The organism is Pseudomonas capeferrum, assembly GCF_013523055.1.
Taxonomy (GTDB): domain Bacteria; phylum Pseudomonadota; class Gammaproteobacteria; order Pseudomonadales; family Pseudomonadaceae; genus Aquipseudomonas; species Aquipseudomonas capeferrum_A.
Genome location: NZ_JAAMQM010000010.1, coordinates 142,173 through 167,293 on the forward strand (window position 1 = coordinate 142,173; position 25,121 = coordinate 167,293).

General features: G+C 62.7%; 21 protein-coding genes. 12 read left to right on the forward strand and 9 right to left on the reverse strand.

Annotation, left to right across the window (positions count from 1 at the left end; genetic code table 11):
- The first annotated feature begins 293 nt into the window (after positions 1 to 293).
- The gene (locus G7009_RS13300; protein WP_181130529.1) at positions 294 to 2,237 is read left to right on the forward strand and encodes a sigma-54-dependent Fis family transcriptional regulator; all 1,944 of its coding nucleotides are present in this window, start codon (positions 294 to 296) and stop codon (positions 2,235 to 2,237) included.
- A gap of 28 nt (positions 2,238 to 2,265) precedes the next feature.
- Here G7009_RS13300 and G7009_RS13305 read toward each other — a convergent pair whose 3' ends face one another.
- Both G7009_RS13305 and G7009_RS13310 read right to left on the reverse strand, forming a co-directional pair.
- A complete protein-coding gene (locus tag G7009_RS13305) occupies positions 2,266 to 2,958 on the reverse strand; it encodes an RES family NAD+ phosphorylase (protein ID WP_375139556.1) in 693 nt (230 codons plus the stop codon).
- Positions 2,952 to 3,356: an antitoxin Xre-like helix-turn-helix domain-containing protein gene (locus G7009_RS13310; RefSeq protein WP_181130599.1), complete on the reverse strand. Its 405-nt coding sequence runs from the start codon at positions 3,354 to 3,356 to the stop codon at positions 2,952 to 2,954. The genes G7009_RS13305 and G7009_RS13310 overlap by 7 nt, the downstream gene beginning before the upstream one ends.
- A gap of 216 nt (positions 3,357 to 3,572) precedes the next feature.
- On the opposite strand from G7009_RS13310, the gene mexE reads away from it, so the two are divergent.
- The 3 genes from mexE to G7009_RS13325 are packed head-to-tail and all read left to right on the forward strand — an operon-like array spanning position 3,573 to position 9,418.
- Positions 3,573 to 4,814, forward strand: coding sequence for a multidrug efflux RND transporter periplasmic adaptor subunit MexE (gene mexE / locus G7009_RS13315; RefSeq protein WP_181130531.1), 1,242 nt, complete (start codon positions 3,573 to 3,575; stop codon positions 4,812 to 4,814).
- A gap of 12 nt (positions 4,815 to 4,826) precedes the next feature.
- Entirely contained in the window at positions 4,827 to 8,006 is a 3,180-nt protein-coding gene (locus G7009_RS13320; RefSeq protein ID WP_181130532.1) for an efflux RND transporter permease subunit, read from the forward strand.
- Positions 8,003 to 9,418 (forward strand): efflux transporter outer membrane subunit, encoded by a 1,416-nt coding sequence (locus G7009_RS13325; RefSeq protein WP_181130533.1) that lies wholly within the window; start codon positions 8,003 to 8,005, stop codon positions 9,416 to 9,418. The genes G7009_RS13320 and G7009_RS13325 overlap by 4 nt, the downstream gene beginning before the upstream one ends.
- Before the next feature lie 9 nt (positions 9,419 to 9,427).
- Here G7009_RS13325 and G7009_RS13330 read toward each other — a convergent pair whose 3' ends face one another.
- Complete coding sequence (locus tag G7009_RS13330) at positions 9,428 to 9,601, reverse strand: hypothetical protein (protein WP_181130534.1); 174 nt, start codon at positions 9,599 to 9,601, stop codon at positions 9,428 to 9,430.
- A gap of 460 nt (positions 9,602 to 10,061) precedes the next feature.
- Between G7009_RS13330 and G7009_RS13335 the strand changes: the two genes are divergently transcribed.
- Both G7009_RS13335 and G7009_RS13340 read left to right on the forward strand, forming a co-directional pair.
- Positions 10,062 to 11,117, forward strand: a complete 1,056-nt coding sequence (locus G7009_RS13335) for a tetratricopeptide repeat protein (protein ID WP_181130535.1) — start codon at positions 10,062 to 10,064, stop codon at positions 11,115 to 11,117.
- A 103-nt stretch (positions 11,118 to 11,220) separates the two neighbouring features.
- Entirely contained in the window at positions 11,221 to 12,822 is a 1,602-nt protein-coding gene (locus tag G7009_RS13340) for a response regulator (RefSeq protein ID WP_181130536.1), read from the forward strand.
- 79 nt (positions 12,823 to 12,901) lie between these two features.
- On the opposite strand, the gene G7009_RS13345 is transcribed toward G7009_RS13340, so the two are convergent.
- Positions 12,902 to 13,360 (reverse strand): nucleoside deaminase, encoded by a 459-nt coding sequence (locus tag G7009_RS13345; protein WP_258197928.1) that lies wholly within the window; start codon positions 13,358 to 13,360, stop codon positions 12,902 to 12,904.
- 213 nt (positions 13,361 to 13,573) lie between these two features.
- Here G7009_RS13345 and G7009_RS13350 point away from each other — a divergent pair, with 213 nt between their 5' ends.
- Positions 13,574 to 14,374, forward strand: coding sequence for a CSS-motif domain-containing protein (locus G7009_RS13350; RefSeq protein WP_181130537.1), 801 nt, complete (start codon positions 13,574 to 13,576; stop codon positions 14,372 to 14,374).
- Positions 14,375 to 14,394: 20 nt separating this feature from the next.
- On the opposite strand, the gene hppD is transcribed toward G7009_RS13350, so the two are convergent.
- A complete protein-coding gene (hppD, locus tag G7009_RS13355; protein WP_181130538.1) occupies positions 14,395 to 15,471 on the reverse strand; it encodes a 4-hydroxyphenylpyruvate dioxygenase in 1,077 nt (358 codons plus the stop codon).
- 316 nt (positions 15,472 to 15,787) lie between these two features.
- Between hppD and G7009_RS13360 the strand changes: the two genes are divergently transcribed.
- Together G7009_RS13360 and rarD are read left to right on the forward strand one after the other, a co-directional pair.
- On the forward strand, positions 15,788 to 17,374 hold the full coding sequence (locus G7009_RS13360; protein ID WP_181130539.1) for an EAL domain-containing protein: 1,587 nt from the start codon (positions 15,788 to 15,790) through the stop codon (positions 17,372 to 17,374).
- Positions 17,375 to 17,403: 29 nt separating this feature from the next.
- Positions 17,404 to 18,291: an EamA family transporter RarD gene (rarD, locus tag G7009_RS13365; protein ID WP_181130540.1), complete on the forward strand. Its 888-nt coding sequence runs from the start codon at positions 17,404 to 17,406 to the stop codon at positions 18,289 to 18,291.
- Here the strand turns inward: rarD and G7009_RS13370 are convergent.
- The gene (locus G7009_RS13370; RefSeq protein ID WP_181130541.1) at positions 18,254 to 19,825 is read right to left on the reverse strand and encodes a TerC family protein; all 1,572 of its coding nucleotides are present in this window, start codon (positions 19,823 to 19,825) and stop codon (positions 18,254 to 18,256) included. The two genes, rarD and G7009_RS13370, sit on opposite strands and share 38 nt — an antisense overlap.
- 258 nt (positions 19,826 to 20,083) lie before the next feature.
- Between G7009_RS13370 and G7009_RS13375 the strand changes: the two genes are divergently transcribed.
- Positions 20,084 to 20,668 carry a LysE family translocator gene (locus tag G7009_RS13375; RefSeq protein ID WP_181130542.1) on the forward strand — a complete coding sequence of 195 codons (585 nt, stop codon included), beginning with the start codon at positions 20,084 to 20,086 and terminating at the stop codon, positions 20,666 to 20,668.
- On the opposite strand, the gene G7009_RS13380 is transcribed toward G7009_RS13375, so the two are convergent.
- The 3 genes from G7009_RS13380 to G7009_RS13390 form a co-directional block, all read right to left on the reverse strand.
- The gene (locus G7009_RS13380) at positions 20,657 to 21,442 is read right to left on the reverse strand and encodes an AraC family transcriptional regulator (protein ID WP_181130543.1); all 786 of its coding nucleotides are present in this window, start codon (positions 21,440 to 21,442) and stop codon (positions 20,657 to 20,659) included. The two genes, G7009_RS13375 and G7009_RS13380, sit on opposite strands and share 12 nt — an antisense overlap.
- Positions 21,443 to 21,845: 403 nt before the next feature.
- On the reverse strand, positions 21,846 to 22,505 hold the full coding sequence (locus G7009_RS13385) for a CoA transferase subunit B (protein ID WP_181130544.1): 660 nt from the start codon (positions 22,503 to 22,505) through the stop codon (positions 21,846 to 21,848).
- A 37-nt stretch (positions 22,506 to 22,542) separates the two neighbouring features.
- Positions 22,543 to 23,241, reverse strand: coding sequence for a CoA transferase subunit A (locus tag G7009_RS13390; RefSeq protein ID WP_181130545.1), 699 nt, complete (start codon positions 23,239 to 23,241; stop codon positions 22,543 to 22,545).
- 136 nt (positions 23,242 to 23,377) lie between these two features.
- Here G7009_RS13390 and G7009_RS13395 point away from each other — a divergent pair, with 136 nt between their 5' ends.
- Both G7009_RS13395 and G7009_RS13400 read left to right on the forward strand, forming a co-directional pair.
- Positions 23,378 to 24,283 carry a LysR family transcriptional regulator gene (locus G7009_RS13395; RefSeq protein ID WP_181130546.1) on the forward strand — a complete coding sequence of 302 codons (906 nt, stop codon included), beginning with the start codon at positions 23,378 to 23,380 and terminating at the stop codon, positions 24,281 to 24,283.
- Positions 24,271 to 25,092 (forward strand): aldo/keto reductase, encoded by an 822-nt coding sequence (locus G7009_RS13400; RefSeq protein ID WP_181130547.1) that lies wholly within the window; start codon positions 24,271 to 24,273, stop codon positions 25,090 to 25,092. The genes G7009_RS13395 and G7009_RS13400 overlap by 13 nt, the downstream gene beginning before the upstream one ends.
- The last annotated feature ends 29 nt before the right edge of the window (positions 25,093 to 25,121 follow it).

Consider the following 25,121-nt stretch of genomic DNA (forward strand, 5'->3'; position numbering starts at 1 on the left):
CTGCGCCGTCGCGCACAGAACAAAGCCCGCAATCTCTGTGGGAGCGGGTTTACCCGCGAACACCGGCGAAGCCGGTGCCATACATTGCGGTGCCGGCTTCGCGGGTAAACCCGCTCCCACAGAGCTTGCGGGCTGGGCGGCCTCCTACAGGTCCAGCATGAGCCTTCCTGACGCCATCTTGGTATAAGGCGCAATATCGCACCAACCGTGCATGCCCGCCCCCAACCAGCTATGGTTTCCCTCGACCCCGGCATGCGAACCGGGCCTGACAATGATCTTGCCGTGGAGCGCCCATGATCGCGCACCCTCATGCCACCAGCCCCAGCGAGCTGGCCGCCTTCATCGATTGCCATTTCGCCGAGCGCGGTATCCGCCCGGAAACCGTGATTGCCGAGTCCTGGTATCGCAGCATCAACCAGCATCGCCTGGATCCGGGCTTGCGCCGTGTCGACAACGTCCTCAGCGCCACCGAGATACGCCGCCACCAGGCGCAACATGAAGCCTATCTGAGCATTGCCAGCCAAGGCGTCAACGGTCTGGCCAAGCGCGTCGTGGATGCAGGCTTCGCCGTACTGCTCAGCGATGAACAGGGCATCACGCTCGACGCCCGCCTGCCGGCGGAAAACGGCCTGTACACGCGTTCGGGGCTGCTCGTGGGCGCGCGCTGGGATGAGTCCATCGCCGGGACCAACGGTATCGGCACCGCCCTGGCTGCCGGTCAGGCATTGACCATCCACCGTCAGGAACACTTCCTCGCCGCCAACGCGCGGCTGAGCTGCTCGGTCTCACCGATCTTCGATGCCCAGGGGCGGCTGCAGGGGTGCCTCAACGCCACATGCCTGTACAACGATGGGCCCAAGCAGGCCCAGCACCTGACCCTGCAGCTGGTGATCATGTATGCGCGGCTCATCGAGAACACCCACTTCCGCCAGCGCTATCGCGATCGCCTGACCCTGGCCATCAAGCCCAGGGACGACATCACCGACCTGGCCAACGAGCAGCTTCTGGCCCTGGACGAGAGTGGCCGGGTGATCGGCGCCAACCGCGCCGCCTTCATGGCGCACGAAAGCCTTGCACGACCGCTGCTCGGCCTGCGTATCGAACAGCTGTTGCCCGCGCGTATCGACGAGTTGCTCAACCTGACGCGCGGCGGCGCTTGTGGCGTCCACCTGCGCGCGCTGGTCGACGATGGCCTGCTGGAAGTCGGACTGCGCGTGCCGGCCGGCTATCGCCAACGACCCACGCCCGCGCCGAGCCTGCCGCCGTCCGCGCATCCGAACCTGGATGAGCTGGCAGGCAATGATCCCCAGCTGCAGCAAGACGTACGCCGCCTGCGCAAAGTCCTGGACAAGGACATCGCCATCCTCCTGACCGGCGAAACCGGCACCGGCAAGGAGGCCTTCGCGCGGGCCGTGCATGAAGCCAGCCTGCGCCGCGCGGGCCCATTCGTCGCGCTCAACTGCGCGGCGATCCCTGAAGCGCTGATCGAAAGCGAACTGTTCGGCTACCGCCCCGGCAGCTTCACCGGTGCCGACCGCAAGGGCATGAAGGGCAAGCTGGAGTTGGCCAACGGTGGCACGCTGTTCCTCGATGAAATCGGCGACATGCCGGCCCACCTGCAGACCCGCCTGCTGCGCGTTCTGGCGGAGCGCGAACTGGTGCCCCTGGGCGCGGGTACATCGCTGCCACTGGATATCCAGGTAGTGTCGGCCACCCACCAGGATCTCGCCGCCATGATTCGCGACAAGCGTTTTCGCGAAGACCTCTACTACCGGCTATGCGGCATGCACCTGAAACTGCCGCCGCTGCGCCTGCGTACCGATCGCGGCGAGTTGATCGCCCGCATCCTCGAGCGCCAACCCGCCGCCAACGGCCTGCGCCTCAGCACCGAGGCCAGGGCCTACCTGATCGGGCATCCTTGGCCAGGCAACCTCCGGCAGTTGATCAACAGCCTGCGCTATGCGTCGGCGTTGGCCGAGGGCGGTGTGATCGATACCTCATGCCTGCCGCAGGAGCTTCTCGCGGTCGAGCCTTTGCCCAAGCAAGAGACATTGCCTGCGATTCATCGCCCTCTCGAGCGACATCTCGACGACAGCGAAGCACGCCAGCTGCTGCTGCTGTTGCGCCAGGAGCGCTGGAACATCAGCGCCACCGCGCACGCGGCGGGCATTTCGCGCTCGACGCTGTACCGCAAGATGAAGCGTCACGGCATCGTCCCGCCCAACCAGGCCGGATGACTCGCGCGGCAGCGCGGATTGCGTGGGCTCAGGCGTTCGACACGCGGTTCACACTGGTGATCTGCCCATTCCAGATCATCTCGAAATGGGCGCCCTGGATAATCGAGGTGAGCCTGCGGGGTGTCAGCAGCGCCCAGCAATGGCTACCGGGAGCGCGCACCGAGTTGTAGCGCAGACCTGGACAGCCTGCGCGTCTGGCGGCACTGCCCAAGGCGCGCCCGGGGGTGTAGTCGAGCGGATCGTAGACCGGGTCGGACAGCGGCACGCCGGTCAGGTCACGCTGGCCGGCTTCGTTGAAGCTGCACGCCAGGGCACGAAACACGAAGCGCTCGTAATTGAGTCCGACCACCCTGGACCAGTACGCCTGCTGGTGGTAGCGCACCTCGGCGATCGCGGTGTCGAGGGTATCCGCCAGGTAAAGCACGCCGTAACCGCCATTGCTGAAACGCGAGCCTGCCGGGTTTACATGGGTAAAGGGCGCGACAGCATAGGAAGCGCCGGGGATGCCGAACGGAATTTCCGTCAGCGCGATGAGCTCCAGTCGCCCTGCCTCGTTCTGCAGCCTGGGATTGGTCAACGCCTGGATCTGGTAGAGAGCCTCGAACTCGGCGGCATCGGCCACGTCTTCGAACAAGTGGATCGGTGGAAACTTCGAGTTGACCAGGCGCGAGGCTCGCACCGCCTTGCTAGGCAGGAGCGGCAACGCGGCGAGCATTACCACTGGGCGCCTCGTAGAGCATCGATTCGGCGAAAGGTCTCATAGAGAGAAACCATGTCGCCCTGCGCCATGATGTCCAGGGGCTTACGGCCGTTGAAAAACTCGTTGTCGTTGCTCATCGAGGCAAAGCCGTAGACGTTTTCCGGGTTGTCGAACACCGTGCGCAAGGCCGCGTGGATATTGAGCACGAAACTTACCCGCTGCATCTGGTCCTGATCCAGACCTACCGACCAGTCGGTGTCGTCCTGTCGAGCGCGCGTATAGGTGCTGCGCGAGATGCGCAGGATCCTGCAGGCCTGATCACTGGTCGCCTGCCACTTGTCGAGGATCCTCAGCGCCGCGCGCAGACCGGCAACGCAGTGCGATTTGGTGAAAGACTGGAGCTGCGATAGGCCTGACATCGAGTCGCCTCTTTGAATCTGTAGAGCCAGAATATAGACGATCGCTTCTACAGATACAAACAGCGCCATGAATTTGTCGATGGCGTTCGATGTTCCGCCCGTAAAAGAGGCGAACCTATCATTCGGAATGATAATAATCTTCGTCCCGTTCGATTCGTCCGCTTCACGCGCGCCGCGCAGAATTCGCCCACTTTCTTCATGTTGGCGGATCTTTCCATGGAACAATCATTCAAACCCTTGCGCTACCCCCTGGCCGCCTTGGCGGTGCTGGTGATCAGTGCCTGTGGCCGTACCCCGGAGGCGGTCCAGGCGCCCGCCGCGCCCAAGGTCAGCGTGGCCAAGGTGATCGAACAGCCGGTCAACGAATGGGATGAATTCACCGGCCGCCTCGAGGCGCCGGAAACCGTCGAAGTACGGCCACGTGTGTCTGGCCAGATAGACCAGGTCGGGTTCACCGAAGGAGCCCAGGTCAAGAAAGGCGACCTGTTGTTCCAGATCGACCCGCGCCCCTTCCAGGCCGAGGTTCGCCGCCTTGAAGCCCAACTTCAGCAGGCCCGTGCCACGGCGTCCCGTAGCGAGAACGAAGCCCGCCGAGGCGAACGTCTGCGCGAGAGCAACGCCATCTCCGCCGAGCTGGCCGAATCTCGCGCCAGCGCGGCCACCGAAGCTCGCGCCGGCGTGGCGGCGATCCAGGCACAACTGGACCTGACGCGGCTGAACCTGAGCTTCACCAAGGTGACGGCGCCGATCAGCGGACGGGTCAGTCGTGCCCAGTACACCGCGGGCAACATCGTCACCGCCGATGTCACGCCGCTGACCAGCGTCGTGTCCACCGACAAGGTCTACGCCTACTTCGACGCCGATGAGCGCGTCTACCTCAAGTACAACCAACTGGCTCGCGAGGGTCAGCGCGGACAGAGCACACCGGTCTACCTGGGCCTGTCCAACGAAAGCGGCAATCCGCACCTGGGCCAGATGAACTTCGTCGACAACCAGGTCAACCCACGCACAGGCACCATCCGCGGTCGCGCCGTATTCGACAACCGCGATGGCCGGTTCACCCCCGGTCTCTATGCCCGTCTGAAACTGGTCGGCAGCGCGACCTACTCCGCCATGCTGATCAATGACGAAGCCGTGGGGACCGACCTTGGCAAGAAGTTCGTCCTGATCATGGACAAGGACAACAAGGCGGTCTACCGCGCCGTCGAACTCGGCCCGAAACTCGAAGGGCTGCGTATCGTGCGTAGCGGCTTGCACAAGGATGACCGCATCGTCGTCAAGGGCCTGCAGCGCGTACGTCCGGGCTCGCCGGTCACCCCGCAGGACACGGCGATGGCCAGCGAGGAAACCCTCGCCACCCTTGCGCGCCAGCGCCAGGCGCTCGAAGCCAGCAACGCTGGCCCGACCTTGACCGGACCGAGCGTGAAACTTGCCAGTGCCACGGCACCACGCGGCTAAGAGACCAGACCGATGAATTTCTCCCGATTCTTTATTACCCGGCCCATCTTCGCTGCGGTCCTGTCGCTGGTGACCCTGATCGCCGGCAGCATCGCGCTGTTCCAGTTGCCGATCAGCGAATACCCGGAAGTGGTACCGCCCACGGTCGTGGTGCGCGCGAACTTCCCGGGCGCCAACCCCAAGGTCATCGGCGAAACCGTCGCCGCGCCGCTGGAGCAGGCCATTACCGGGGTGGAGAACATGCTCTACATGTCCTCCCAGTCCACGGCCGATGGCAAGCTGATGCTGACCATCACCTTCGCCCTGGGTACCGACCTGGACAACGCCCAGGTACAGGTGCAGAACCGTGTGACCCGTACCCAGCCCAAGCTGCCCGAGGAAGTCACGCGTATCGGTATCACCGTCGACAAGGCGTCGCCCGACCTGACCATGGTGGTGCACCTGACCTCGCCGGACAATCGCTATGACATGCTGTACCTGTCCAACTACGCCATCCTCAACATCAAGGATGAGCTGGCGCGCCTGAACGGCGTGGGCGATGTGCAGCTGTTCGGCATGGGCGACTATTCCCTGCGCGTGTGGCTCGACCCGAACAAGGTGGCCTCGCGCAACCTGACCGCCAGCGACGTGGTCACCGCGATCCGCGAGCAGAACCGCCAGGTCGCCGCTGGCCAGCTGGGCGCGCCGCCCGCGCCGGGCGCGACCAGTTTCCAGCTGTCGATCAATACTCAAGGCCGCCTGGTCAACGAAGAGGAGTTCGAGAACATCATCATCCGCGCGGGCGACAACGGAGAGATCACCCGCCTGAAGGACATCGCCCGGGTCGAGCTGGGTTCCAGCCAGTACGCCTTGCGTTCGCTGCTGAACAACCAGCCAGCGGTGGCGATGCCGATCTTCCAGCGTCCCGGCTCCAATGCCATCGACATCTCCGACGAGGTGCGAGCGAAGATGGCCGAGCTGAAGAAGGACTTCCCCGAAGGCATGGACTTCAGCATCGTCTATGACCCCACCGTATTCGTCCGTGGCTCGATCGAAGCCGTGGTCCACACCCTGTTCGAGGCGCTGATCCTGGTCGTGCTGGTGGTCATCCTGTTCCTGCAGACCTGGCGTGCCTCGATCATCCCGCTGCTGGCGGTGCCCGTGTCGTTGATCGGTACCTTTGCCGTGATGCACCTGTTCGGTTTTTCGCTCAATGCCTTGTCGTTGTTCGGCCTGGTACTGGCCATCGGCATCGTGGTGGACGACGCCATCGTGGTGGTGGAAAACGTCGAGCGCAACATCGGCCTTGGCCTCAAGCCCGTGGAAGCCACGCAGAAGGCCATGAGCGAAGTGACCGGGCCGATCGTCGCCACCGCCCTGGTGCTGTGTGCGGTGTTCGTCCCGGCCGCCTTCATTTCCGGCCTTACCGGGCAGTTCTACAAGCAGTTTGCCTTGACCATCGCCATTTCCACGGTGATCTCGGCCTTCAACTCGCTGACCCTGTCCCCGGCCTTGGCGGCCGTGCTGCTCAAGGACCATCACGCGCCGAAGGACCGCTTCTCGCGACTGCTCGAACGGCTGCTCGGCGGCTGGCTGTTCGCCCCCTTCAACCGCTTCTTCGAGCGTGCCAGTCTGCGCTACGTGGCCGGTGTGAGCCGGGTCATCCGCGGCAGCGGCATCGCCTTGTTCGTCTATGCCGGGCTGATGGGCCTGACCTACCTGGGCTTTTCCTCGACGCCGACCGGCTTCGTTCCGGCGCAGGACAAGCAGTACCTGGTGGCCTTCGCCCAACTCCCGGATGCCGCGAGCCTCGACCGCACCGAAGCGGTGATCAAGCGGATGAGCGAGATTGCCCTGCAACAGCCAGGTGTCGCCGATTCGGTGGCCTTCCCTGGCCTTTCGATCAATGGCTTCACCAACAGCCCGAACAGCGGCATCGTCTTCACACCGCTCAAGCCATTCGACGAGCGCAAGGATCCGAGCCAATCGGCACAGGCCATCGCCGCCGCCCTGAATGCCAAGTTCGCCGACATCCAGGATGCCTACATCGCGATCTTCCCGCCGCCACCGGTACAAGGGCTGGGGACCATCGGTGGTTTCCGCCTGCAGATCGAGGACCGCGGCAACCTGGGCTACGAGGCGCTGTACCAGGAGACCCAGAACATCATCGCCAAGAGTCAGCAGGTGCCTGAGCTGGCCGGGCTGTTCACCAGCTACCAGGTCAACGTGCCACAGGTCGATGCGGCCATCGACCGGGAGAAGGCCAAGACTCACGGCGTGGCCATCAACGACATCTTCGACACCCTGCAGATCTATCTGGGTTCGTTGTACACCAACGACTTCAACCGGTTCGGGCGCACCTACCAGGTCAACGTCCAGGCCGAGCAGCAGTTCCGCCTGGACGCCGAACAGATCGGCCAGCTGAAGGTCCGTAACGACCGCGGCGACATGATCCCATTGGCCACCTTCCTCAAGGTCAGTGACACCTCGGGCCCGGACCGGGTCATGCACTACAACGGTTTCATCACCGCGGAAATCAACGGTGGCGCCGCGCCGGGCTACAGCTCCGGCCAGGCGGAGGCAGCGATCGAAAGGCTGCTGGACAAGGAGCTGCCCAACGGCATGACCTACGAGTGGACCGACCTGACCTACCAGCAGATTCTCTCGGGCAACACGGCGCTGTTCGTCTTCCCGCTCTGCGTACTGCTGGCCTTCCTGGTGCTGGCCGCGCAGTACGAAAGCTGGAGCCTGCCGCTGGCGGTGATCCTCATCGTGCCGATGACCCTGCTGTCGGCCATTACCGGGGTGATTCTTTCCGGGGGCGACAACAATATCTTCACGCAGATCGGCCTGATCGTACTGGTCGGCCTTGCCTGCAAGAACGCCATCCTCATCGTCGAGTTCGCCAAGGACAAGCAGGCCGAAGGGCTGGACCCGCTGGCCGCGGTACTGGATGCCTGCCGCCTGCGCCTGCGACCGATCCTGATGACATCGATCGCCTTCATCATGGGCGTGGTGCCACTGGTCCTGTCGTCCGGCGCGGGTGCCGAAATGCGCCATGCCATGGGGGTCGCGGTGTTCTCGGGGATGATCGGGGTGACGATTTTCGGTCTGTTCCTGACCCCGGTGTTCTTCTTCCTGATCCGCCGTTTCGTCGAGCGTCGCCAGGCCCGCAAGACCGCCATCGCCGCGCCGCTGGAGAACCACGCATGAACCTGAGCAAACCTTTGGCGCCCAGCCTCCTTGCGCTGGCACTGGCGGCCTGCGCCGTCGGGCCGGACTACAAGGCGCCGGACATCGCGCCGGCGCGCTTCGACAACGAGCCCGTCACCGCGGCATTCGACCGCGGTCGTTTCGAGAGCCTGTGGTGGAAGCAGTTCGACGACCCGGTGCTGGACCAGTTGGTGCGCACTTCGCTGGACGGCAACCGAGACCTGCGCGTTGCCTTCGCCAGGCTCAAGGCCGCACGGTCGATTCGTGAAGACATCGACAATGACGCTTTACCTACCGTGAGCGGCCGCGCAAGCAGCGAAGTCGGCAAAGGCCAAGTCCCCGGCCAGACCGAGCGTCGGGTCAACAGCGAACGTTACGACCTGGGCCTGGACATGGCCTGGGAGCTCGACCTGTTCGGCCGCATCCAGCGTCAGCTCGAAGCCAGCGAGGCCCGGGAAGCGGCTGTCGAAGCCGATCTGCAACAACTGCAGGTCAGTCTGATCGCCGAGTTGGTGGACGCCTATGGGCAATTGCGCGGTGCCCAGTTGCGTGAGCGGATCGCCCTGGCCAACCTCAAGACCCAGCAGGATTCGCGCAGTATCACCCAGACCTTGCAGGACGCCGGCGTGGGCAATGAGCTGGATGTGGTGCGCGCCGATGCCCGCCTGGCGGCCGTCGAAGCCACGGTGCCGCAACTGCAAGCAGAGCAGGTTCGCGCGCGCAACCGTATCGCCACCCTCCTCGGCCGGCGCCCTGAAACCCTTGATGTGGACCTGTCGCCGAGAAAGCTGCCAGCGATCGCCAAGGCCCTGCCCATCGGTGATCCAGGCGAGCTGCTTCGGCGCCGCCCGGACATCCGCAGTGCCGAACGCGACCTGGCTGCCGCCACGGCCGACATCGGTGTCGCCACCGCGGACCTGTTCCCACGGGTAAGCCTCAGCGGCTTTCTCGGTTTCACGGCCGCGCGTGGCTCCCAGCTGGGGACTTCGGCGGCCACTGCCTGGGCGCTTGGTCCCAGCATTACCTGGGCCGCTTTCGACCTGGGTAGTGTCCGAGCCCGTCTGCGCGGTGCCAAGGCGGATGCCGAAGGCGCGCTGGCCAATTATGAACAGCAGGTGCTTCTGGCCCTAGAGGAGTCGGCCAATGCCTTCAGCGACTATGACAAGCGTCAGCAACGCCTGATGGCGTTGATGCGCCAGAGCGAGGCCAGCCGCAAGGCAGCGGACCTGGCATCGATACGCTATCGCGAAGGCACGGTGGACTACCTGGTGCTGCTCGACGCGGAACGCGAGCGCCTCGGCGCCGAAGACGCCCAGGCGCAAGGCGAGGTCGAGCTGTATCGCGGGATCGTCGCCATCTACAAGGCCTTGGGTGGCGGCTGGCAACCGGAGGTGGTGGCCAGGGTGGAGTGAAGTGGTGGGTCAGAAGCGCCGCCGCGCGGCGCTTCGCGCGGTGCCTGTCGGTAGATCTTCGGCGCCCTTGAGATCGAGCGCCGCCCGCGCGGCGCTTCGCGCAGTGCCTGTCGGTAGATCTTCGGCGCCCTTGAGATCGAGCGCCGCCCGCGCGGCGCTTCGCGGGTAAACCCGCTCCCACATTTGTTGCACCGTGCCATGGCCTGTGAGATTGGGGTTGTCAGCCTTGATGCATGGCTAAAGACTGCATCAAGGCTGTTGTTGGCACCTCATTATCCTTGCCATACAAACAAAGGCTAAGACCTCGGTCTATCAGGCCATGGCACGGTGCAACAAATGTGGGAGCGGGTTTACCCGCGAAGCGCCGCGCGGGCGGCGCTCGATCTCAAGGACGCCGAAGATCTACCGACAGGCACCGCGCGAAGCGCTGCGCGGGCGGCGCTCGATCTCAAGGGCACTATACCTGCCACGACATGCACCGCGCGGTCTCAACGGCGCTGAAAATGCAATGGCATGCACCTGGCAGCCATGGTCTTATCCCATCTCCATCCTCCGCGCCGACAATCCGCCCCCGCCACGTTCACCGTTGCATTTGCAGCCTGCCTGTCCCAAGCTTTGCCTTCCAACCGTCACGAGCCCTTCGATGCCGAGTTCACGTCGCTACCTGATCGCCAGCCTGCTCCTGGTCACGACCCTGGGCACGTTCGGCTACCTGTGGCGCGATGACAGCCCGACGCCGAGCAACCTGCCCCCGCACAGCTACGCCAAGGCGTTACGCCAGGCACATGACGGTATGCCTGGCGCGGCGCGTGTGCTGTACCAACAGCTGCAACGCACGGACCTGGCGCCGATACGTCGCGTGGCCTTGCATGCCGAACTGCCCAACTATCCCTCCGCGCTTGCCCTGAAGCTGGCCACCGCGGATCTGGAGAACGAGGATCCCCAGGTACGCCGCGCCGCCATCGCCAGCCTGCGCCAACTCTTGCCGGCCTCCCAGCGCAGCCTGGCCATCGGACCGATGCTGGAGGATCCGGAGCAAAGCGTGCGCTTCGCGGCAGTCGACGCCTTGCTCGGGCTCGACCCTGACGCGATAGGCCTCTATTACGCGCCCTTGGAGCATGTCCTTGAGCAGTATCGACAGGTTCTGGGCCAAGCACCCGACGACGTGGCCGCCCAGGTGCACCTGGCCCGCTTGTACCTGCATGGGAGCGACTTCGCCCAGGCCGACGCGGCGTTGAACAACGCCTTGAGGGTTTCGCCTGGCAATCTTGATGCACTGGCGACACAGGTCCGTCTGCGCGAGCGTCAAGGCCAGCACGATGCCTCGCGGGATGTATTGGCCAAGGCGCTGGCGCTGCGACCGGACTCGGCGTTTCTGCAGCACGAACTCGGGCTTTGGCTCAGCCGCCACCAGCAAGATGAATATGCCCTGCTGGCGCTCGCGCGCGCTGTCGAACTGGAGCCTGAGAACATCGACTATCGCTATACCCTGGCTGTGACTCTGCACCAGCTGGAACAGGTCGAGCCGGCGCTAAGGCAACTGGAGGCCGTGATCGGCCTGCAACCGGCCAACCGGCGTGCGCGGGTACTGCTGCTGCAGTACTGGAAAGAAACCGGACAATTGCAGAACGTTCAGGTGCTGCTTGCCGAACTCGAGCGGCAAAACCCCGATGATCCGCTGGTGCAACAGGGTTTGTAGACTTTGCGCAATCCCTTTGAACCCTTCGGCAAACCCCATGGTCCAGTGATAGTAGCTGTAACGGCAGGCTTCCAGGCTTGCCAATCATCACGGGAGATGCATCTTGGCTGGTTCGGAGTCGCTGGACGAGCGCGCCCTGATCCTGGCGCCAACCCCACTAGGGGAGGAAACCTCGAAATTGTTGCTAGGCTCTGGCTTCACGAGTCTCAGCACGCCTGACGCATGCGCTCTCGTGGAATGGATGCAGGCCGGCGCCGGCTTGACGATCATCGCGGATGAATGCTTGCCCGAAGATGCGCAGGACCCGCTATACCGCTTCATCGGCCAACAGCCTGACTGGTCGGACCTGCCCGTCATCCTGTTGGTCGGCGCGCAGGTGCGAAGCATGGCGCGCGAACGCCTGGGCAACCTGCTCCTCCTGCATTACCCGTTCCAGCCCGCGCAGTTGCTCAGCCTGGTTCAGGCTGCGTTACGCACCCGCCGTCACCAGTACCACTTCCGTGACCAGCAGCAATACCTGCGCGCATTGCTCGAAGAACAACTCCAGCAATTGCGCAACGACGAACAGGCGATGAACCAGACCCGCAAGATGGAAGCGGTCGGGCAACTGGCCGGTGGTGTGGCGCATGACTTCAATAACTTGCTGACCGGAATCGGTGGCAGTTTCGAACTGATCGGCAGACGCCTGGAGCGCGGGCAGGTCGAGGGGCTCGATAGCCTGCTCGACCGGGGCCAGGATGCTGTGCGCCGGGCCGCGCGGCTGACGCACCGACTGTTGGCCTTCTCTTCACGTCAGTCCCTGGAAACCCAGTCCATCGACGTCGAAGCGTTGCTCCAGCCGCAGCGCCTACGCCAGCAGGTCGCAGCTTCAGTGAACCTTGAGGTCGAGATACCGCCGGATCTCTGGCAGGCGGAAGGTGATGGTCAACAATTACGTGAGTCGCTGGACAACCTCGTGCTCAATGCCTGCGAAGCCATGCCCTGCGGTGGCTTGCTGCGCATCGAGGCTCATAACGAACGTATCGACGCGCCGAAATTTCCCGGGATTGGTCTCGCCAGTGGCGATTACTTGCACCTGTGCATTCGTGATACCGGTCTAGGGATGTCCGAAAGCACGCTGGAGCATGCCTTCGAGCCGTTCTTCACGACCAAGCCAGTAGGCCAAGGCATCGGCCTTGGATTGTCGATGGTCTATGGGTTCAGCAAGCAGTCTCGTGGGCATGTCAGTCTGCACAGCCAGCTAGGCAAGGGGACACAGGTCGATCTCTATCTGCCGCGCTATCAGGCACAGACGATGCACGACGGTCAAAGGCCCGTGCGGGCAAACGTCGGCATGACTACCGGGGATGTTCTGGTGGTCGAGGATGATACCGATGTTCGCCAATTGCTTTGCCAGACGCTGGTCGAGGATGGGCTGCCCTGTTGTTCGGCGGGCAATGCCAACGAAGCGTTGCCGATCCTGCGTTCCTCGAGACCGATCTCGCTATTGATAAGCGATATCGGGCTGCCTGGCATGAATGGTCGGCAACTGGCGGAAATCGCACGCAAGCTGCGCCCGCACCTGCAGGTGCTGTTCATCACGGGTTACGCGGAAAACGCCATGTCTCGCTCGGGCTTTCTTGACCCCGGCATGCAGTTGATCACCAAGCCGTTCGAGCTCAAGCACTTGCGTGACAAAGTGGCGCAGATACTGGAGGCGCGTTGAATCTCGTCCACGCAGCGCTGGCACTGACCTGGGACCGGATCGATGCGCCGGCCCCGAGGGCAGGGATGGATTCTTGGAACTAGCGGCCGATATCCTCGTTCCACAACTGCGGATGGCGGGCGATGAAGTCGTGCATCATCTGCTCGCACTGCGAATCATGGCGAACATCGAGCGACACACCGCGGCTGCCCAGCAGGTCCTCCTCACCCATGAACGTACGGTTCTCGCCGATCACGACATGGCGAATGCCATAGAGCAGAATCGCGCCACTGCACATGGCGCAAGGTGACAAAGTGGTATAGAGCGTCGATTCACGGTACACCTGGGCGGACTGACGTCCGGCATTTTCAAGAGCATCCATCTCACCATGCAGAATCGCGCTGCCGGACTGGACCCGACGGTTGTGCCCACGGCCAATGATGCGCCCTTGATGGACCAGCACCGAGCCGATGGGGATTCCGCCTTCCGCCAGCCCCTTGTTGGCTTCGTCGATTGCTGCCTGCATGAAAAGATCGGGTCGGTTCGGCTGACTGGACATGTCCTGCTCCTTGAGAATGCGCCTGGATAGCTGCCGCAGGCTACCACACCAAGGCATCGCTGCTCAGGCTGTCGATGCGTCCGACACGCCTTTACAGCTTTGCTGGTCACTGGTAGGCCCGTGGACTACAGCCTATACGGCGCATCCGCTCTAAGCTCTTCGGTCTTCGCCCTCAAGGCATGATGCACGGGGGCCATTAGGGCATAAGTAATCATGTCAAGGATCTCCCACACCGGCCGCGCCATCCTGGAACTGTTGCTGACAATCACCATTGGCCTGGTGCCCATTGCCTGCGGCCTTCTGGTGACGGTGGTGCAAATGCAACGTCAGTTGGACAAGACGGCACAACTGTCACTGCACGAAGCGGTCTACGTCATCGACCGAGTCATCGACAGCTTGCATGAATCCGCGATCAAGGCCTTGCCCTTGGCAACCCGTCCCTGCTCGGAGGTGATGGAAGCGTTGCGGATAATGAGCATCCATCATCCCAACGTGCGCTCATTGGTGCTAACTCGAAATAAAACAGGAGTCTGCAGCACGATACTGGGTGAAATAGAACACAAGGTCCTTAAGGAACCGTCTGTGAATCAACGCCTGGGACTCATCTATGACGCCCCTTCCTCACCCGATCTACCCGTGCTGGTTTATCGTCTGCTGGATGATGATCCTGGGGTGATAGCCACGGCCATGGGTCGAGTGCTGCAGAGTGAATTGCTGGGCTTTCAAGGGGAGCCGAAACTGCTGGTGGAATTCGGCGGCGATGCCATCTGGGTCGATGGGGACAGCCGCACGGGCGTAAGGCCGGACTTCAGCGAGCATACCGATAGCCTGCAGTCGGTGAAATACGGGTACGTCGTGCGGGTCGGCTATCCAGCGGGACACATCGGGCGGGAGGTCAGGTTGACCTTGCCACTGATCCTGCCTTCCCTGGTATTGGTAGGCTTGCTGACGGCGGCATTCGCCTATTGGGGCATGACGAGGAACAGACCTCGGCAAGCACACGCCGCTCGTTGAAGAGGGCGTGTGCCGCATGGTCATTCGGCGGTCAAGACGCCTCGGCGTACCTGGTCGCGTTCGATGGATTCGAACAGCGCCTTGAAGTTGCCTTCGCCAAAGCCATCGTCGCCCTTGCGCTGGATGAACTCGAAGAACACGGGCCCCATCAGGGTTTCGGAGAAAATCTGCAACAGCAGGCGCTTGTCGCCCTTGTCCGAAGCGCCGTCGAGCAGGATCCCACGTGGCTGCAGCTCGTCCACAGGCTCCCCGTGACCCGGCAGGCGTTCGGACAGCATTTCATAATAGGTCTGCGGTGGGGCGGTCATGAAGCGCATGCCGATGGCCTTGAGCGCGTCCCAGGTCTTGATCAGGTCGTCGGTGAGGAACGCCACGTGCTGGATGCCCTCCCCGTTGAACTGCATCAGGAACTCCTCGATCTGGCCCGCCCCTTTGGACGACTCTTCGTTGAGCGGGATGCGGATCAGGCCATCGGGCGCCGTCATGGCCTTGGAGGTCAGACCGGTATACTCACCCTTGATATCGAAGTAGCGAATCTCGCGGAAGTTGAACAGTTTCTCGTAGAAGCCCGCCCAGTAGGCCATGCGACCCCGATAGACGTTATGGGTCAGGTGATCGATCACCTTGAGCCCGGCTCCGACAGGGTTGCGCTCGACGCCCTCGAGCCAGTTGAAATCGATATCGTAGATCGAGCTGCCTTCTTCGAAACGGTCGATCAGGTACAGCGGCGCGCCACCGATGCCCTTGATGGCCGGCAGGCGCAACTCCATCGGACCGGTCTCGATCTCGACCGGCTGGGCACCCAGCTCCAGTGCCCGTGCGTAGGCCTCGTGGGCATTGCGGACGCGGAACGCCATGCCACACACGGACGGGCCATGCTCGGCGGCAAAATAGGACGCAACGCTTTTCGGTTCGTTGTTGAGAATAAGGTTGATGCCGCCCTGGCGGAACAGGTGGACATCCTTGGAACGGTGGGTAGCCACCTTGGTAAAACCGAGGATTTGGAAGATCGGTTCCAGCGCGCCGGGCGTTGGCGAGGCGAACTCGATGAATTCGAAGCCCATCAGGCCCATCGGGTTCTCGAAGATATCAGCCATGGTCGTATCCTTATCTGAAACATGAAAAAACGTAAGTCATGAACTCTGGACAGGACAGGCGGACGGTGGCGCGCAGGGGATACCTCTCACACTGCGGGAAAGGTAGTCACCATAGATCAGTTTGAACCCTTGGTTGGTCATACGGACTCATTCTCAACCGGCTTTGGCATGCCCGAAAGAGCTGCCTTATTGTTTTATTCGTAAATCGATTCTACAAGGCGTAATCAAATTTGTCGTGCATTAGTTGATTCCCGTCCGACATTGAACGGTTATCCTCCCTACACTCCCGAGCCCATCACTGACAAGGTTAGTCCCGATGCCCCTCTCGGTAAAACGTCCCGCCCGTTGGACCTGGCGCGCCCTTCTGCCATGGGCCATCGGCGTGCTTCCGCTGGTCTGCGCCCTGATCTTGATGCGCTGGCAGACCGAACACGAATTGCAGGCCGACAGCCAGGCGACTGCCCGTCAGGTCGTGGTGCATATGGAACGCATCCTCGACAGTCTCGCCAACGCCGCCCAGGCCTCGCGAGCGCTGGCCGGTCGCCCCTGTCCGGAGGTCGAGCTGGAGCTACGCGCCCAGGTCACGCGCAACGCCTACGTGCGCTCGAGCAACCTGTTCGAGCGGGACGAGCTGTATTGCACCTCGTTGTTCGGGGATGTCGACGAGCCAGTCGAGACCAGCGCCTACACCGATGGCCGTCTCTGGCTGATGGAAGGCAACGCGGTCACGCCCGATCATCCGCTACTGGTCTATCGGGCCAGTGAAGGCAGTCGTGGCGCGCTCACCACGGTCGATGGCGATCATCTGCTCAATGCCTTGAAATTGCTGGGCGCGGGCCACGACCTGTACTTGCGTGTCGGTGACCACTGGATGGGCAAGGAGGGTCGGGTACACACAGGTGCGCCGCCCACCGCCGCCATAGCTCCGGTATTGTTCAGCTCCACCCATTACCCCTTTAGCATCCAGGGCGGGTTCGGACCGGGCAAGCTGTCCGAGCGCATGCGCAGCCATTACCCTGCCCTGTTGGGCCTGCTGCTCGTGCTGGGCGCCTTGATCGGCGTGGCCTGCCAATGGCAGATCCGCCGCGCGGCGTCGCCTCGGGCGGAACTGCAGCGCGCCCTGGCCGCCGATGAGTTCCTGCCTTATTTCCAGCCCGTGGTACGCAAGGGCGACTACCGCTGGGCCGGTGCAGAAGTGCTGATGCGTTGGCAGCACCCGCGTGAAGGCCTGGTGCGGCCTGACCTGTTCATCCCTCAGGCCGAGCACAGCGGAGAGATCGTGGCCATGACCCGAGCCTTGATGCGGCACACCGCGCAAAGCCTGGCGCCGTGCAGCATGCTGCTCGAAGACGGTTTCCACATTGGTATCAACATCACCGCCGATCACTGTCGCGACCTGGAACTGATCGACGACTGCCGGGCCTTTCTCGAGCACTTCCCGCCAGGACGGATCGCCCTGACGCTCGAGCTCACCGAACGCAAACTGGTGGAACCGACCCCCGTTACCCTGGAGCTGTTCGAAAAGTTGCATGCCATGGGCGTGATGATTGCCCTCGACGATTTCGGTACCGGCCAATCGAGCCTCAATTACCTGCGTCAGTTCAAGATCGACTACCTGAAGATCGACCAGAGCTTCGTCGCCATGATCGGCAGCGATGCCTTGTCCCAGCACATCCTCGACAGCATCATCGAGCTGTCCGCCAAGCTTGAGCTGGGGATCGTTGCCGAAGGCGTGGAAACCGAGGTGCAGCGCGACTACCTGGCAGCCCATGGCGTGGACTACCAGCAAGGCTACCTGTTCGGCCGACCGATGCCGGCGGAAACCTTCCTGCCGGCCCTCGTGGCACGTTCGAGCAGCGCGCGGTTGCCGCGGGACCCGGCCCCTGAGATCATGCGCGGCTGATTTTTCCGCTCCCCCTAACAGAGGCATCCGTGTCAAAAGGCATTCTTTCATCGGTGGCGGCATCCTGCCTGTTCGCCGTGATGTACTTCTACAGCTCCCTGCTCAAGCCACTGGATGGCGAAGAGATCTTCGGGTGGCGTACCTTGCTTACCCTGCCCTGCTTGACGGTATTCATGCTGCTGACTCGGGACTGGAAACTGGTCACGGGCCTGTGGCGCCGCGTGCGCGAAACACCCGTGCTGTTCCTGGGCATGCTCGGCACTTCATGGCTGATTGGGCTGCAACTGTGGGTGTTTCTCTGGGCACCGTTGCACGGTCGCAGCCTGGAGGTATCGATGGGGTATTTCCTGTTGCCGTTGACCATGGTCCTGACGGGCCGGGTCGTCTATGGCGAGCGCCTTTCCCGGCTGCAGAAGGTGGCGGTAGGTTGCGCAACACTTGGCGTGGGCCACGAGCTCTACCTGCATGGCAGTTTCGCCTGGGAGACCCTGCTGGTGATGCTCGGCTACCCGGTCTACTTCGTCCTGCGACGACGTTGCCGCACCGAGCACCTGGGCGGGCTCTGGTGCGATATGTGCCTGTTGCTGCCCTGGGCGTTGTATTTCGTGGTCAGCGGGCCCTTGTCGGCCGAGGACCTGGCCGAGCACCCCGGCCTGTACCCCCTCATCCCCGGACTGGGCATGATCAGCGCCCTGGCGCTGGTGTCCTACGTGCTGGCAAGCCGTCTGTTGCCCTTCGGCCTGTTCGGCTTGCTCAGCTACGTCGAACCGGTGCTGCTGGTCGCCGTGGCCCTGATGCTCGGCGAGACCATCGGTGAGGACCAGTGGCTGACCTATCTGCCGATCTGGGCCGCGGTGCTGGTACTGATCCTCGAAGGCATCAGGCACCTGCTCCGTCAGCGGCGACGTTCGGTGTAAGGCGCACCTCGCGCACCCGCCGCTCCTCCACCGCGATCACGGTCATGCTCCAGCCATTCCAGGCCAGGTTGTCACCGACCACGGGCAGACGGTCCAGCAGGCTCATCACCAGACCCGCCAGGGTCTGGTAGTCCTCGGTGGCGCGAGCGCTGAAGCCGATCCGCGCCTTCACCTGGCTGAGGTTGAGGGCGCCATTGACGAGATAGCCGTCGGCCTCCTCGATGATGCCTGGGCCTCCCACCTCACTGGCATCCGGTAGTTCGCCGGCGATCGACTCGAGAATGTCGGTCATGGTCAGCACACCGGTAAAGTCACCGAACTCGTTGACCACGAAGGCAATGTGGGTCGACTGGCCGCGCATCTGCTCCAGGGCATTGAGGATGCTGAAGTCCTCCAGCAGGTTTAGCGGCGCGCGGGCCAGGCTTTCCAGATCCGGTGTGTTACCGGCGAGCAATTCCTTGAGCAGCTCTTTCTTGTGCACGAAGCCAAGCGGCGCGTCGACCTGGCCATCGCGGATCACGGGAAGCCGGGAATAAGACGAGTTCATCAGGGCCTGGGTAATGGCTTCGGCATCCTGACTCAGATCGATGGCATCGATTTCGGCGCGTACCGTCATGACAGTGCGGATCGACCGCTCGGCTAGGTTCAGCACGCCACTGATCATCACGCGCTCACGGCGATCGAACAGCACCTGCTCATGGGCGCCCTCGACCATATCGGCAATCTCCTCGCCTACTTCGTCCGCTTCCACCCGGCGTCCGCCCAGCAGGCGCAACACCGCATGCGCGGTGCGCTCGCGCAAGGGTCGATGCTGCTGCACGCTGCGTTTGCGCCGGGCACGGGCCAACTGGTTGAAGAGCTCGATCAACAACGAGAAGCCGATCGCGGCGTACAGGTAGCCTTTCGGAATATGGAAGCCCAGGCCTTCGGCGGTCAGGCTGAAGCCGATCATCATCAGGAAGCCCAGGCACAGCATGATCACGGTGGGGTGGTCGTTGACGAAGCGCGTCAGCGGCTTGCTGGCGATGATCATGATCCCGATCGAGAAGATCACGGCGATCATCATGATCGACAGGTGCTCAACCATGCCCACGGCCGTGATCACCGCATCGAGCGAGAACACGGCATCGAGCACCACGATCTGCGCCACGATCGGCCAGAAGGCAGAATGGCGCACCGGACCGCTGACCTGCGCGCCATGACCTTCCAGACGCTCGTGCAACTCCATGGTGGCCTTGAACAGCAGGAACACGCCACCGAACAGCATGATCAGGTCCCGCCCCGAAAAACTCTTGTCGAAAACCTCGAACAGCGGCGCGGTGAGCGTGACCATCCACGAAATACTGGCCAACAGGCCCAGGCGCATGAACAGCGCCAGCGTCAGACCGATCACCCGCGCGCGGTCACGCTGGTGCGGCGGCAGCTTGTCGGCAAGGATGGCGATGAACACCAGGTTGTCGATACCCAGGACCAGTTCAAGAACGATCAGCGTGGCCAGGCCCAGCCACGCAGTCGGGTCGGCTAGCCATTCCATGGGCGGGTACTCGTGTGGAAAACGTCACGGGGACGGAAAGACAGGGGCCAGGACGGCCAGGTACTGGGGGGCTCCAAGAAGGTGCTCATGATTGCCTGATATGAATTTGGGATTCAAATCCTACAGCTCTGTCAGGTTTTTCCGACAGAGGGAAAATATTACAAAAGCTGTAAGGAATGGAGTGAGGGCACTTTCCTTCAATACTCCCTGAGACCGGAGCCCCAGGATTACCTGAAATCCCTACTCTGGAATGCCCCCATGAGCCTGTCCCTTTCCATGGCCGCCTTTGCGCTGGCCGCCTCGATTTCTCCCGGCCCCGTCAACGTCGTGGCGCTGGGGAGCGGTGCTCGCCACGGCCTGCGCTCGAGCCTTGCCCATGCAAGTGGCGCGACGCTGGGCTTCTGCCTGTTGCTAGGACTGGTCGGGCTGGGCGTACACGAGCTGTTGCAACGCTGGCCGCTGCTGGGCCATCTGTTGCATGGAGGCGGTGTCCTGTTCCTGCTCTACATGGCCTGGAAACTCGCCCGTGATACAGGCGAGCTGGATTCCTGCCAGACGCCAAGCGCGCCTTCGGCCTGGCAAGGCGCCGCCATGCAGTGGCTCAGCCCCAAGGCCTGGCTGGCCGCCGTTGCGGGGGTCGGCGCCTATACCGGCGCGGAGCAGCAGTTGCTGTGGTTGTTCATCTGGATCTACGGCCCGATCTGCTTCGTCTCGATCGCCAGCTGGGCCTGGGCCGGCAGTGTCATTCGGCACTACCTGAGCGATGCCCGGCGCATGCGGCTGTTCAATCGCTGTTTGGCGGCGATGCTGATGGCCAGTGCGCTCTATCTGCTACTGGGCTGAACGGTAATGCCCAGGTGTGGCCGCCAGATGCTGCTTGAAGGCGCGCTGCAAATGCGCCTGATCGGCGAAACCTGCTTCCAGCGCGACTTCGGCGATCGACTGGCCACGGCGCAATTGCGCGCGCGCGAACTGCACCCGCTGATCGAGCAGATACCCATGAGGCGTAAGGCCGAATTGACGTCGGAAAGCGCGAATCAGGTAAGCGCGTGACAGGCCGGCGGCGGCGCAGATGTCTTCCAGGGTCAGGGCATCCGTGCGATGCGCCCGGATGAAGGCCGCAGCCGCCATCAGACGAGGATTGCCGGGGCCTTGTAGCAAGGGGCTTGCACTCGGCCGACCCGGCAGTGCGCGCAAGAACTCCTGAAGAACTGCCGTCTTTCCCGGAGGATCCAGTTCGGCGTCGAGCAATGCGGCGAAGACCTGTAGCAACCGGCTATAGAGGACAGGCGACGAGCTCGATGTAGCCTGGGGCAGATCGAAGCCCTGGCGCTGCAGCCAGGGCAGATCGATGAACAGCATCACATAGGACCAGGCCTCGCCCTCGATCGGATTACAGGTATGAACCACGCCAGGGTTCATCAGCACCACAGTGCCCGCGGTGACTTCGTGGCACGCGCCTGCAGTGACATAAGTGCTGCGCCCGCCCGTGATGGCGCCGATGGAAAAGCTTTCGTGCGAATGCGGGGCGTAGCAGACCTTGCGCCCGTCGCCCACGCGACGTGCTTCGATAAAGGGTAAGGCGGGGTCTCGCCAGAAGCGCGATAGCTCGATCATGAAAGGGCCCTGTTGAACGGGAGATGAGCTCCAAGGCTCATGCCCGCGGTCATCAAGTCATGTGGTAGGACTCTTGAGGCCCGACCTCAGCACAATGCCCGTCAGCTAGGAAAACATTCTACTTCGAATGCCATGCCTTTGCTTTTCTCCCAGGGCTTCTGTGAAGCGTCTGGCCTCTCGCGGGACAAGCCCGCTCGCCACCGGTTTCTCGTTGCAGCCTGCACCGGTGGCGAGCGGGCTTGTCCCGCGAGAGGCCAGACGCTTCACAGAATATTCGAAAGAGTCATGTTAGGCCTCAGCCTGGTTCTATTTCCGAATAGCATATCTTCCGTTCATGCACCATGTCGTGCAGGCCTGCTGAAAGACCGGGCAATCGGCTCAAGCCTCGGTGAGCTTCGCCGCCTTAACCAAACGTCATCACCCGTACATCCTCAGGCACGATCAACTTGCCCGCCGTCTTCTCCCTGATCTCCTCCACACTGACCCCTGGCGCGGTCTCGCGCAGGATGAAGGCGCCGTCTTCGATTTCCAGGTACGCCAGGTCGGTCAGGACCTTGCGGATGCACGCGGCGCCCGTCAGCGGAAGGCTGCAGCGCGTCAGGAGCTTGGACTCGCCGTCCTTGGACGCGTGGGTCATGGTGACGATGATGTTCTCGGCCCCCGCCACCAGGTCCATGGCGCCGCCCATGCCCTTGACCAGCTTGCCGGGGATCATCCAGGACGCGATGTTGCCCTGCACGTCCACTTCGAAGGCGCCGAGCACGGTCAGGTCCACATGGCCACCGCGGATCATCGCGAACGACTCGGCCGAGTTGAAGATCGAGGCGCCACGGCGGGCGGTGACGGTCTGTTTGCCTGCGTTGATCATGTCGGCGTCCAATTGCCCGGGAGTCGGGAATTCGCCCATGCCAAGCAAGCCGTTTTCCGACTGCAACATCACTTCAATATCATGTGGGACATAGTTGGCTACCAGGGTCGGGATGCCGATACCCAGGTTGACGTAGTAACCGTCCTTGAGTTCGAGGGCGACACGTTGCGCCATTTGTTCGCGGGTCAATGCCATGCTCAGATGCTCTTGTGGTTGTCGTGGGCGCGGCCGTTCAGGCCTTGACGGTGCGTTTTTCGATACGCTTCTCGAAGGTGCCGACGATGACGCGGTCGACGTAGATGCCGGGGGTATGGATTTCGCTGGGCAGCAGGACGCCGGGCTCGACGATTTCCTCGACCTCAACCACGGTGATCTTGCCAGCGGTGGCCGCCAGCGGATTGAAATTCTGTGCGGTATGGCGATAGACCACATTGCCGTAATGATCGGCTTTCCAGCCCTTGACGATCGCGAAGTCCCCGGTGATGGACTCCTCGAGGACGTAATGACGGCCGTTGAAGGCGCGGACTTCCTTGCCTTCGGCGACCGGGGTGCCATAGCCGGTGGCGGTGTAGAACGCGGGGATACCGGCGCCGCCTGCGCGCATCTTTTCGGCCAGGGTACCTTGCGGGGTGAGTTCGACCTCCAGCTCTCCACTGAGCAGCTGGCGTTCGAACTCGGCGTTCTCGCCCACGTAGGAGGCGATCATCTTGCGGATCTGACGGTCTTCCAACAGCACGCCCAACCCGAAACCGTCCACGCCGCAGTTGTTCGAGACCACGGTCAGGCCCTTGACGCCGCGACGCCTGATCTCGGCAATGAGGTTTTCCGGGATACCGCACAGGCCGAAACCACCTGCCAGGACGGTCATGTCGTCGGTCAGGCCCGCCAGGGCCTCTTCATAGCTTGCAACGCGCTTGTCTAGTCCCGCCATGTTGATCCGCCTTTGTAGTTATCGATCCGACACGACTGTCGGTGAGCGTTGGGCCGATCTTCCTCCACGCTCACTTATTTGTTAATTTTGTTTTTTACATGGATTGATAAATTTATTAAAAGAATGTAGGTGGCAGATGAACGTCAAACAGTTGCGTGCCTTCCTTGCCGTGGCCACGTACCAGAGCTTCGTCCAGGCCGGCGAGCATGTGCATCTGTCCCAGCCGGCCTTGAGCCTGACCATCAAGGGCCTTGAGCAGAACCTGGGTGGCGCGCTGTTCACACGCACCACACGCGCTGTCAGCCTGACCCCCGAAGGCGAAGTGCTGCTGCCTCTGGCACGACGGTTGCTGGCCGAATGGGACGACGCCGAGGAAACGCTTCGTCAGCATTTCACCCTGCAATTGGGCCGGGTAGGCGTGGCGGCCATGCCAGCCTTTGCGGGCAATCGGCTACCTCGCTCGCTCAGGCTGTTCCGCCAGCGCTATCCGCGCGTCAATGTCACGGTGCACGATGTAATCAACGAACAGGTGCTGGAACTGGTGCGCCACCGCCGCGTCGAACTGGGCATCGGCTTCGAGCCGGAAAGTGCCGGTGGGCTACGCTTTCATCCGCTCTACCTCGATCGGTTCGTGGCGGTGGTGCCGGCCGATTCGGCGCTTGCGCAATGCCAGCAGGTGACCTGGAGCGAGTTGTTGCGCGAAGACTTCATCGCCCTGCAACGTCCCTCGGCGGTGCGTCTGCTGCTTGAACAGCACGTGGCGGTACAGCACGGCAAGCTCACGGTGGCTTTCGAAAGCCATCAGCTCGGTACCGTCGGCCGCATGGTGGCCAACGGGCTGGGCGTCAGCGCGGTCCCTGCCTTGTGCATCGAGCAGATGCGCGAGCTCGGCGCGCGCTGCGTGGCGCTGGTGGAGCCGATCGTGGAACGGCGCATCGGCGTCATCACCTTGCAGGACCATGAGCTTTCCACGGCGGCCCAAGCGCTGCTCGATGTATTGCTCTCGGATACCCCAACTCAGGAGGCAACATGCGCTACGTGAAGCTTGCAGATTCCAATGTCCCGGTCATCGGCCAGGGCACCTGGCACATGGGCGAGCGCTCAGGCGCCAAGGCCGCCGAAGTGGCCGCCTTGCAGCAAGGCATCGAGCTGGGCATGACCTTGATCGATACCGCCGAGATGTATGCCGAAGGAGGTGCCGAGGAGGTGGTCGGCCAAGCGATCGCCGGACGTCGCGACAAGGTCTTCGTGGTCAGCAAGGTCTATCCGCACAACGCCAGCCGCAAGGGTATCCCGGCAGCCTGCGAGCGCAGCTTGCGGCGTCTCGGTACCGATCATATCGACCTGTACCTGCTGCACTGGCGCGGCGGTTATCCGCTGGAAGAAACTGTCGAGGCTTTCGAACGCTTGCGCGAAGACGGCAAGATCGGCCGTTGGGGTGTGTCCAATTTCGATGTCGAAGACCTGACGGAACTGGCCAACCCTGCCTGTGCGACCAACCAGGTTCTCTACAACCCGGACGAACGCGGCATCGAGTACGACCTCTTGCCCTGGAGCCGATCACACCAGTTGCCGATCATGGCTTACTGCCCGCTGGCCCAGGCGGGCAGCTTGCTCCAGCACCGCGTGATGGCGCAGATCGCCGAGCGGCATGGCGTCACCCCGGCCCAAGTGAGCCTGGCCTGGGTGGTCCGTAACCAGGGCGTGATAGCGATTCCCAAGGCGGTCGATCCGTTGCATGTGCGCTTGAACGCCGAGGCTGCGGACCTGGTGCTCGAGCATGATGATCTGCGCGCTATTGACGAAGCGTTCACGGCGCCTACCCGCAAGCAACGCCTGGCAATGGTCTGACCCCTGCTACCCGGCGCCCCCATCGAAAC

Coding starts and splice junctions, on each gene's coding strand:
- G7009_RS13345 (WP_258197928.1), bottom strand. CDS start 13,360: ATGTCCAGTCAGCCGAACCGACCCGATCTTTTCATGCAGGCAGCAATC.
- G7009_RS13375 (WP_181130542.1), top strand. CDS start 20,084: ATGAGCCTGTCCCTTTCCATGGCCGCCTTTGCGCTGGCCGCCTCGATT.
- G7009_RS13330 (WP_181130534.1), bottom strand. CDS start 9,601: ATGTGGGAGCGGGTTTACCCGCGAAGCGCCGCGCGGGCGGCGCTCGAT.
- hppD (WP_181130538.1), bottom strand. CDS start 15,471: ATGGCTGATATCTTCGAGAACCCGATGGGCCTGATGGGCTTCGAATTC.
- G7009_RS13370 (WP_181130541.1), bottom strand. CDS start 19,825: ATGGAATGGCTAGCCGACCCGACTGCGTGGCTGGGCCTGGCCACGCTG.
- G7009_RS13335 (WP_181130535.1), top strand. CDS start 10,062: ATGCCGAGTTCACGTCGCTACCTGATCGCCAGCCTGCTCCTGGTCACG.
- G7009_RS13380 (WP_181130543.1), bottom strand. CDS start 21,442: ATGATCGAGCTATCGCGCTTCTGGCGAGACCCCGCCTTACCCTTTATC.
- G7009_RS13395 (WP_181130546.1), top strand. CDS start 23,378: ATGAACGTCAAACAGTTGCGTGCCTTCCTTGCCGTGGCCACGTACCAG.
- mexE (WP_181130531.1), top strand. CDS start 3,573: ATGGAACAATCATTCAAACCCTTGCGCTACCCCCTGGCCGCCTTGGCG.
- G7009_RS13325 (WP_181130533.1), top strand. CDS start 8,003: ATGAACCTGAGCAAACCTTTGGCGCCCAGCCTCCTTGCGCTGGCACTG.
- G7009_RS13320 (WP_181130532.1), top strand. CDS start 4,827: ATGAATTTCTCCCGATTCTTTATTACCCGGCCCATCTTCGCTGCGGTC.
- G7009_RS13350 (WP_181130537.1), top strand. CDS start 13,574: ATGTCAAGGATCTCCCACACCGGCCGCGCCATCCTGGAACTGTTGCTG.
- G7009_RS13360 (WP_181130539.1), top strand. CDS start 15,788: ATGCCCCTCTCGGTAAAACGTCCCGCCCGTTGGACCTGGCGCGCCCTT.
- G7009_RS13390 (WP_181130545.1), bottom strand. CDS start 23,241: ATGGCGGGACTAGACAAGCGCGTTGCAAGCTATGAAGAGGCCCTGGCG.
- G7009_RS13400 (WP_181130547.1), top strand. CDS start 24,271: ATGCGCTACGTGAAGCTTGCAGATTCCAATGTCCCGGTCATCGGCCAG.
- G7009_RS13300 (WP_181130529.1), top strand. CDS start 294: ATGATCGCGCACCCTCATGCCACCAGCCCCAGCGAGCTGGCCGCCTTC.
- G7009_RS13310 (WP_181130599.1), bottom strand. CDS start 3,356: ATGTCAGGCCTATCGCAGCTCCAGTCTTTCACCAAATCGCACTGCGTT.
- G7009_RS13385 (WP_181130544.1), bottom strand. CDS start 22,505: ATGGCATTGACCCGCGAACAAATGGCGCAACGTGTCGCCCTCGAACTC.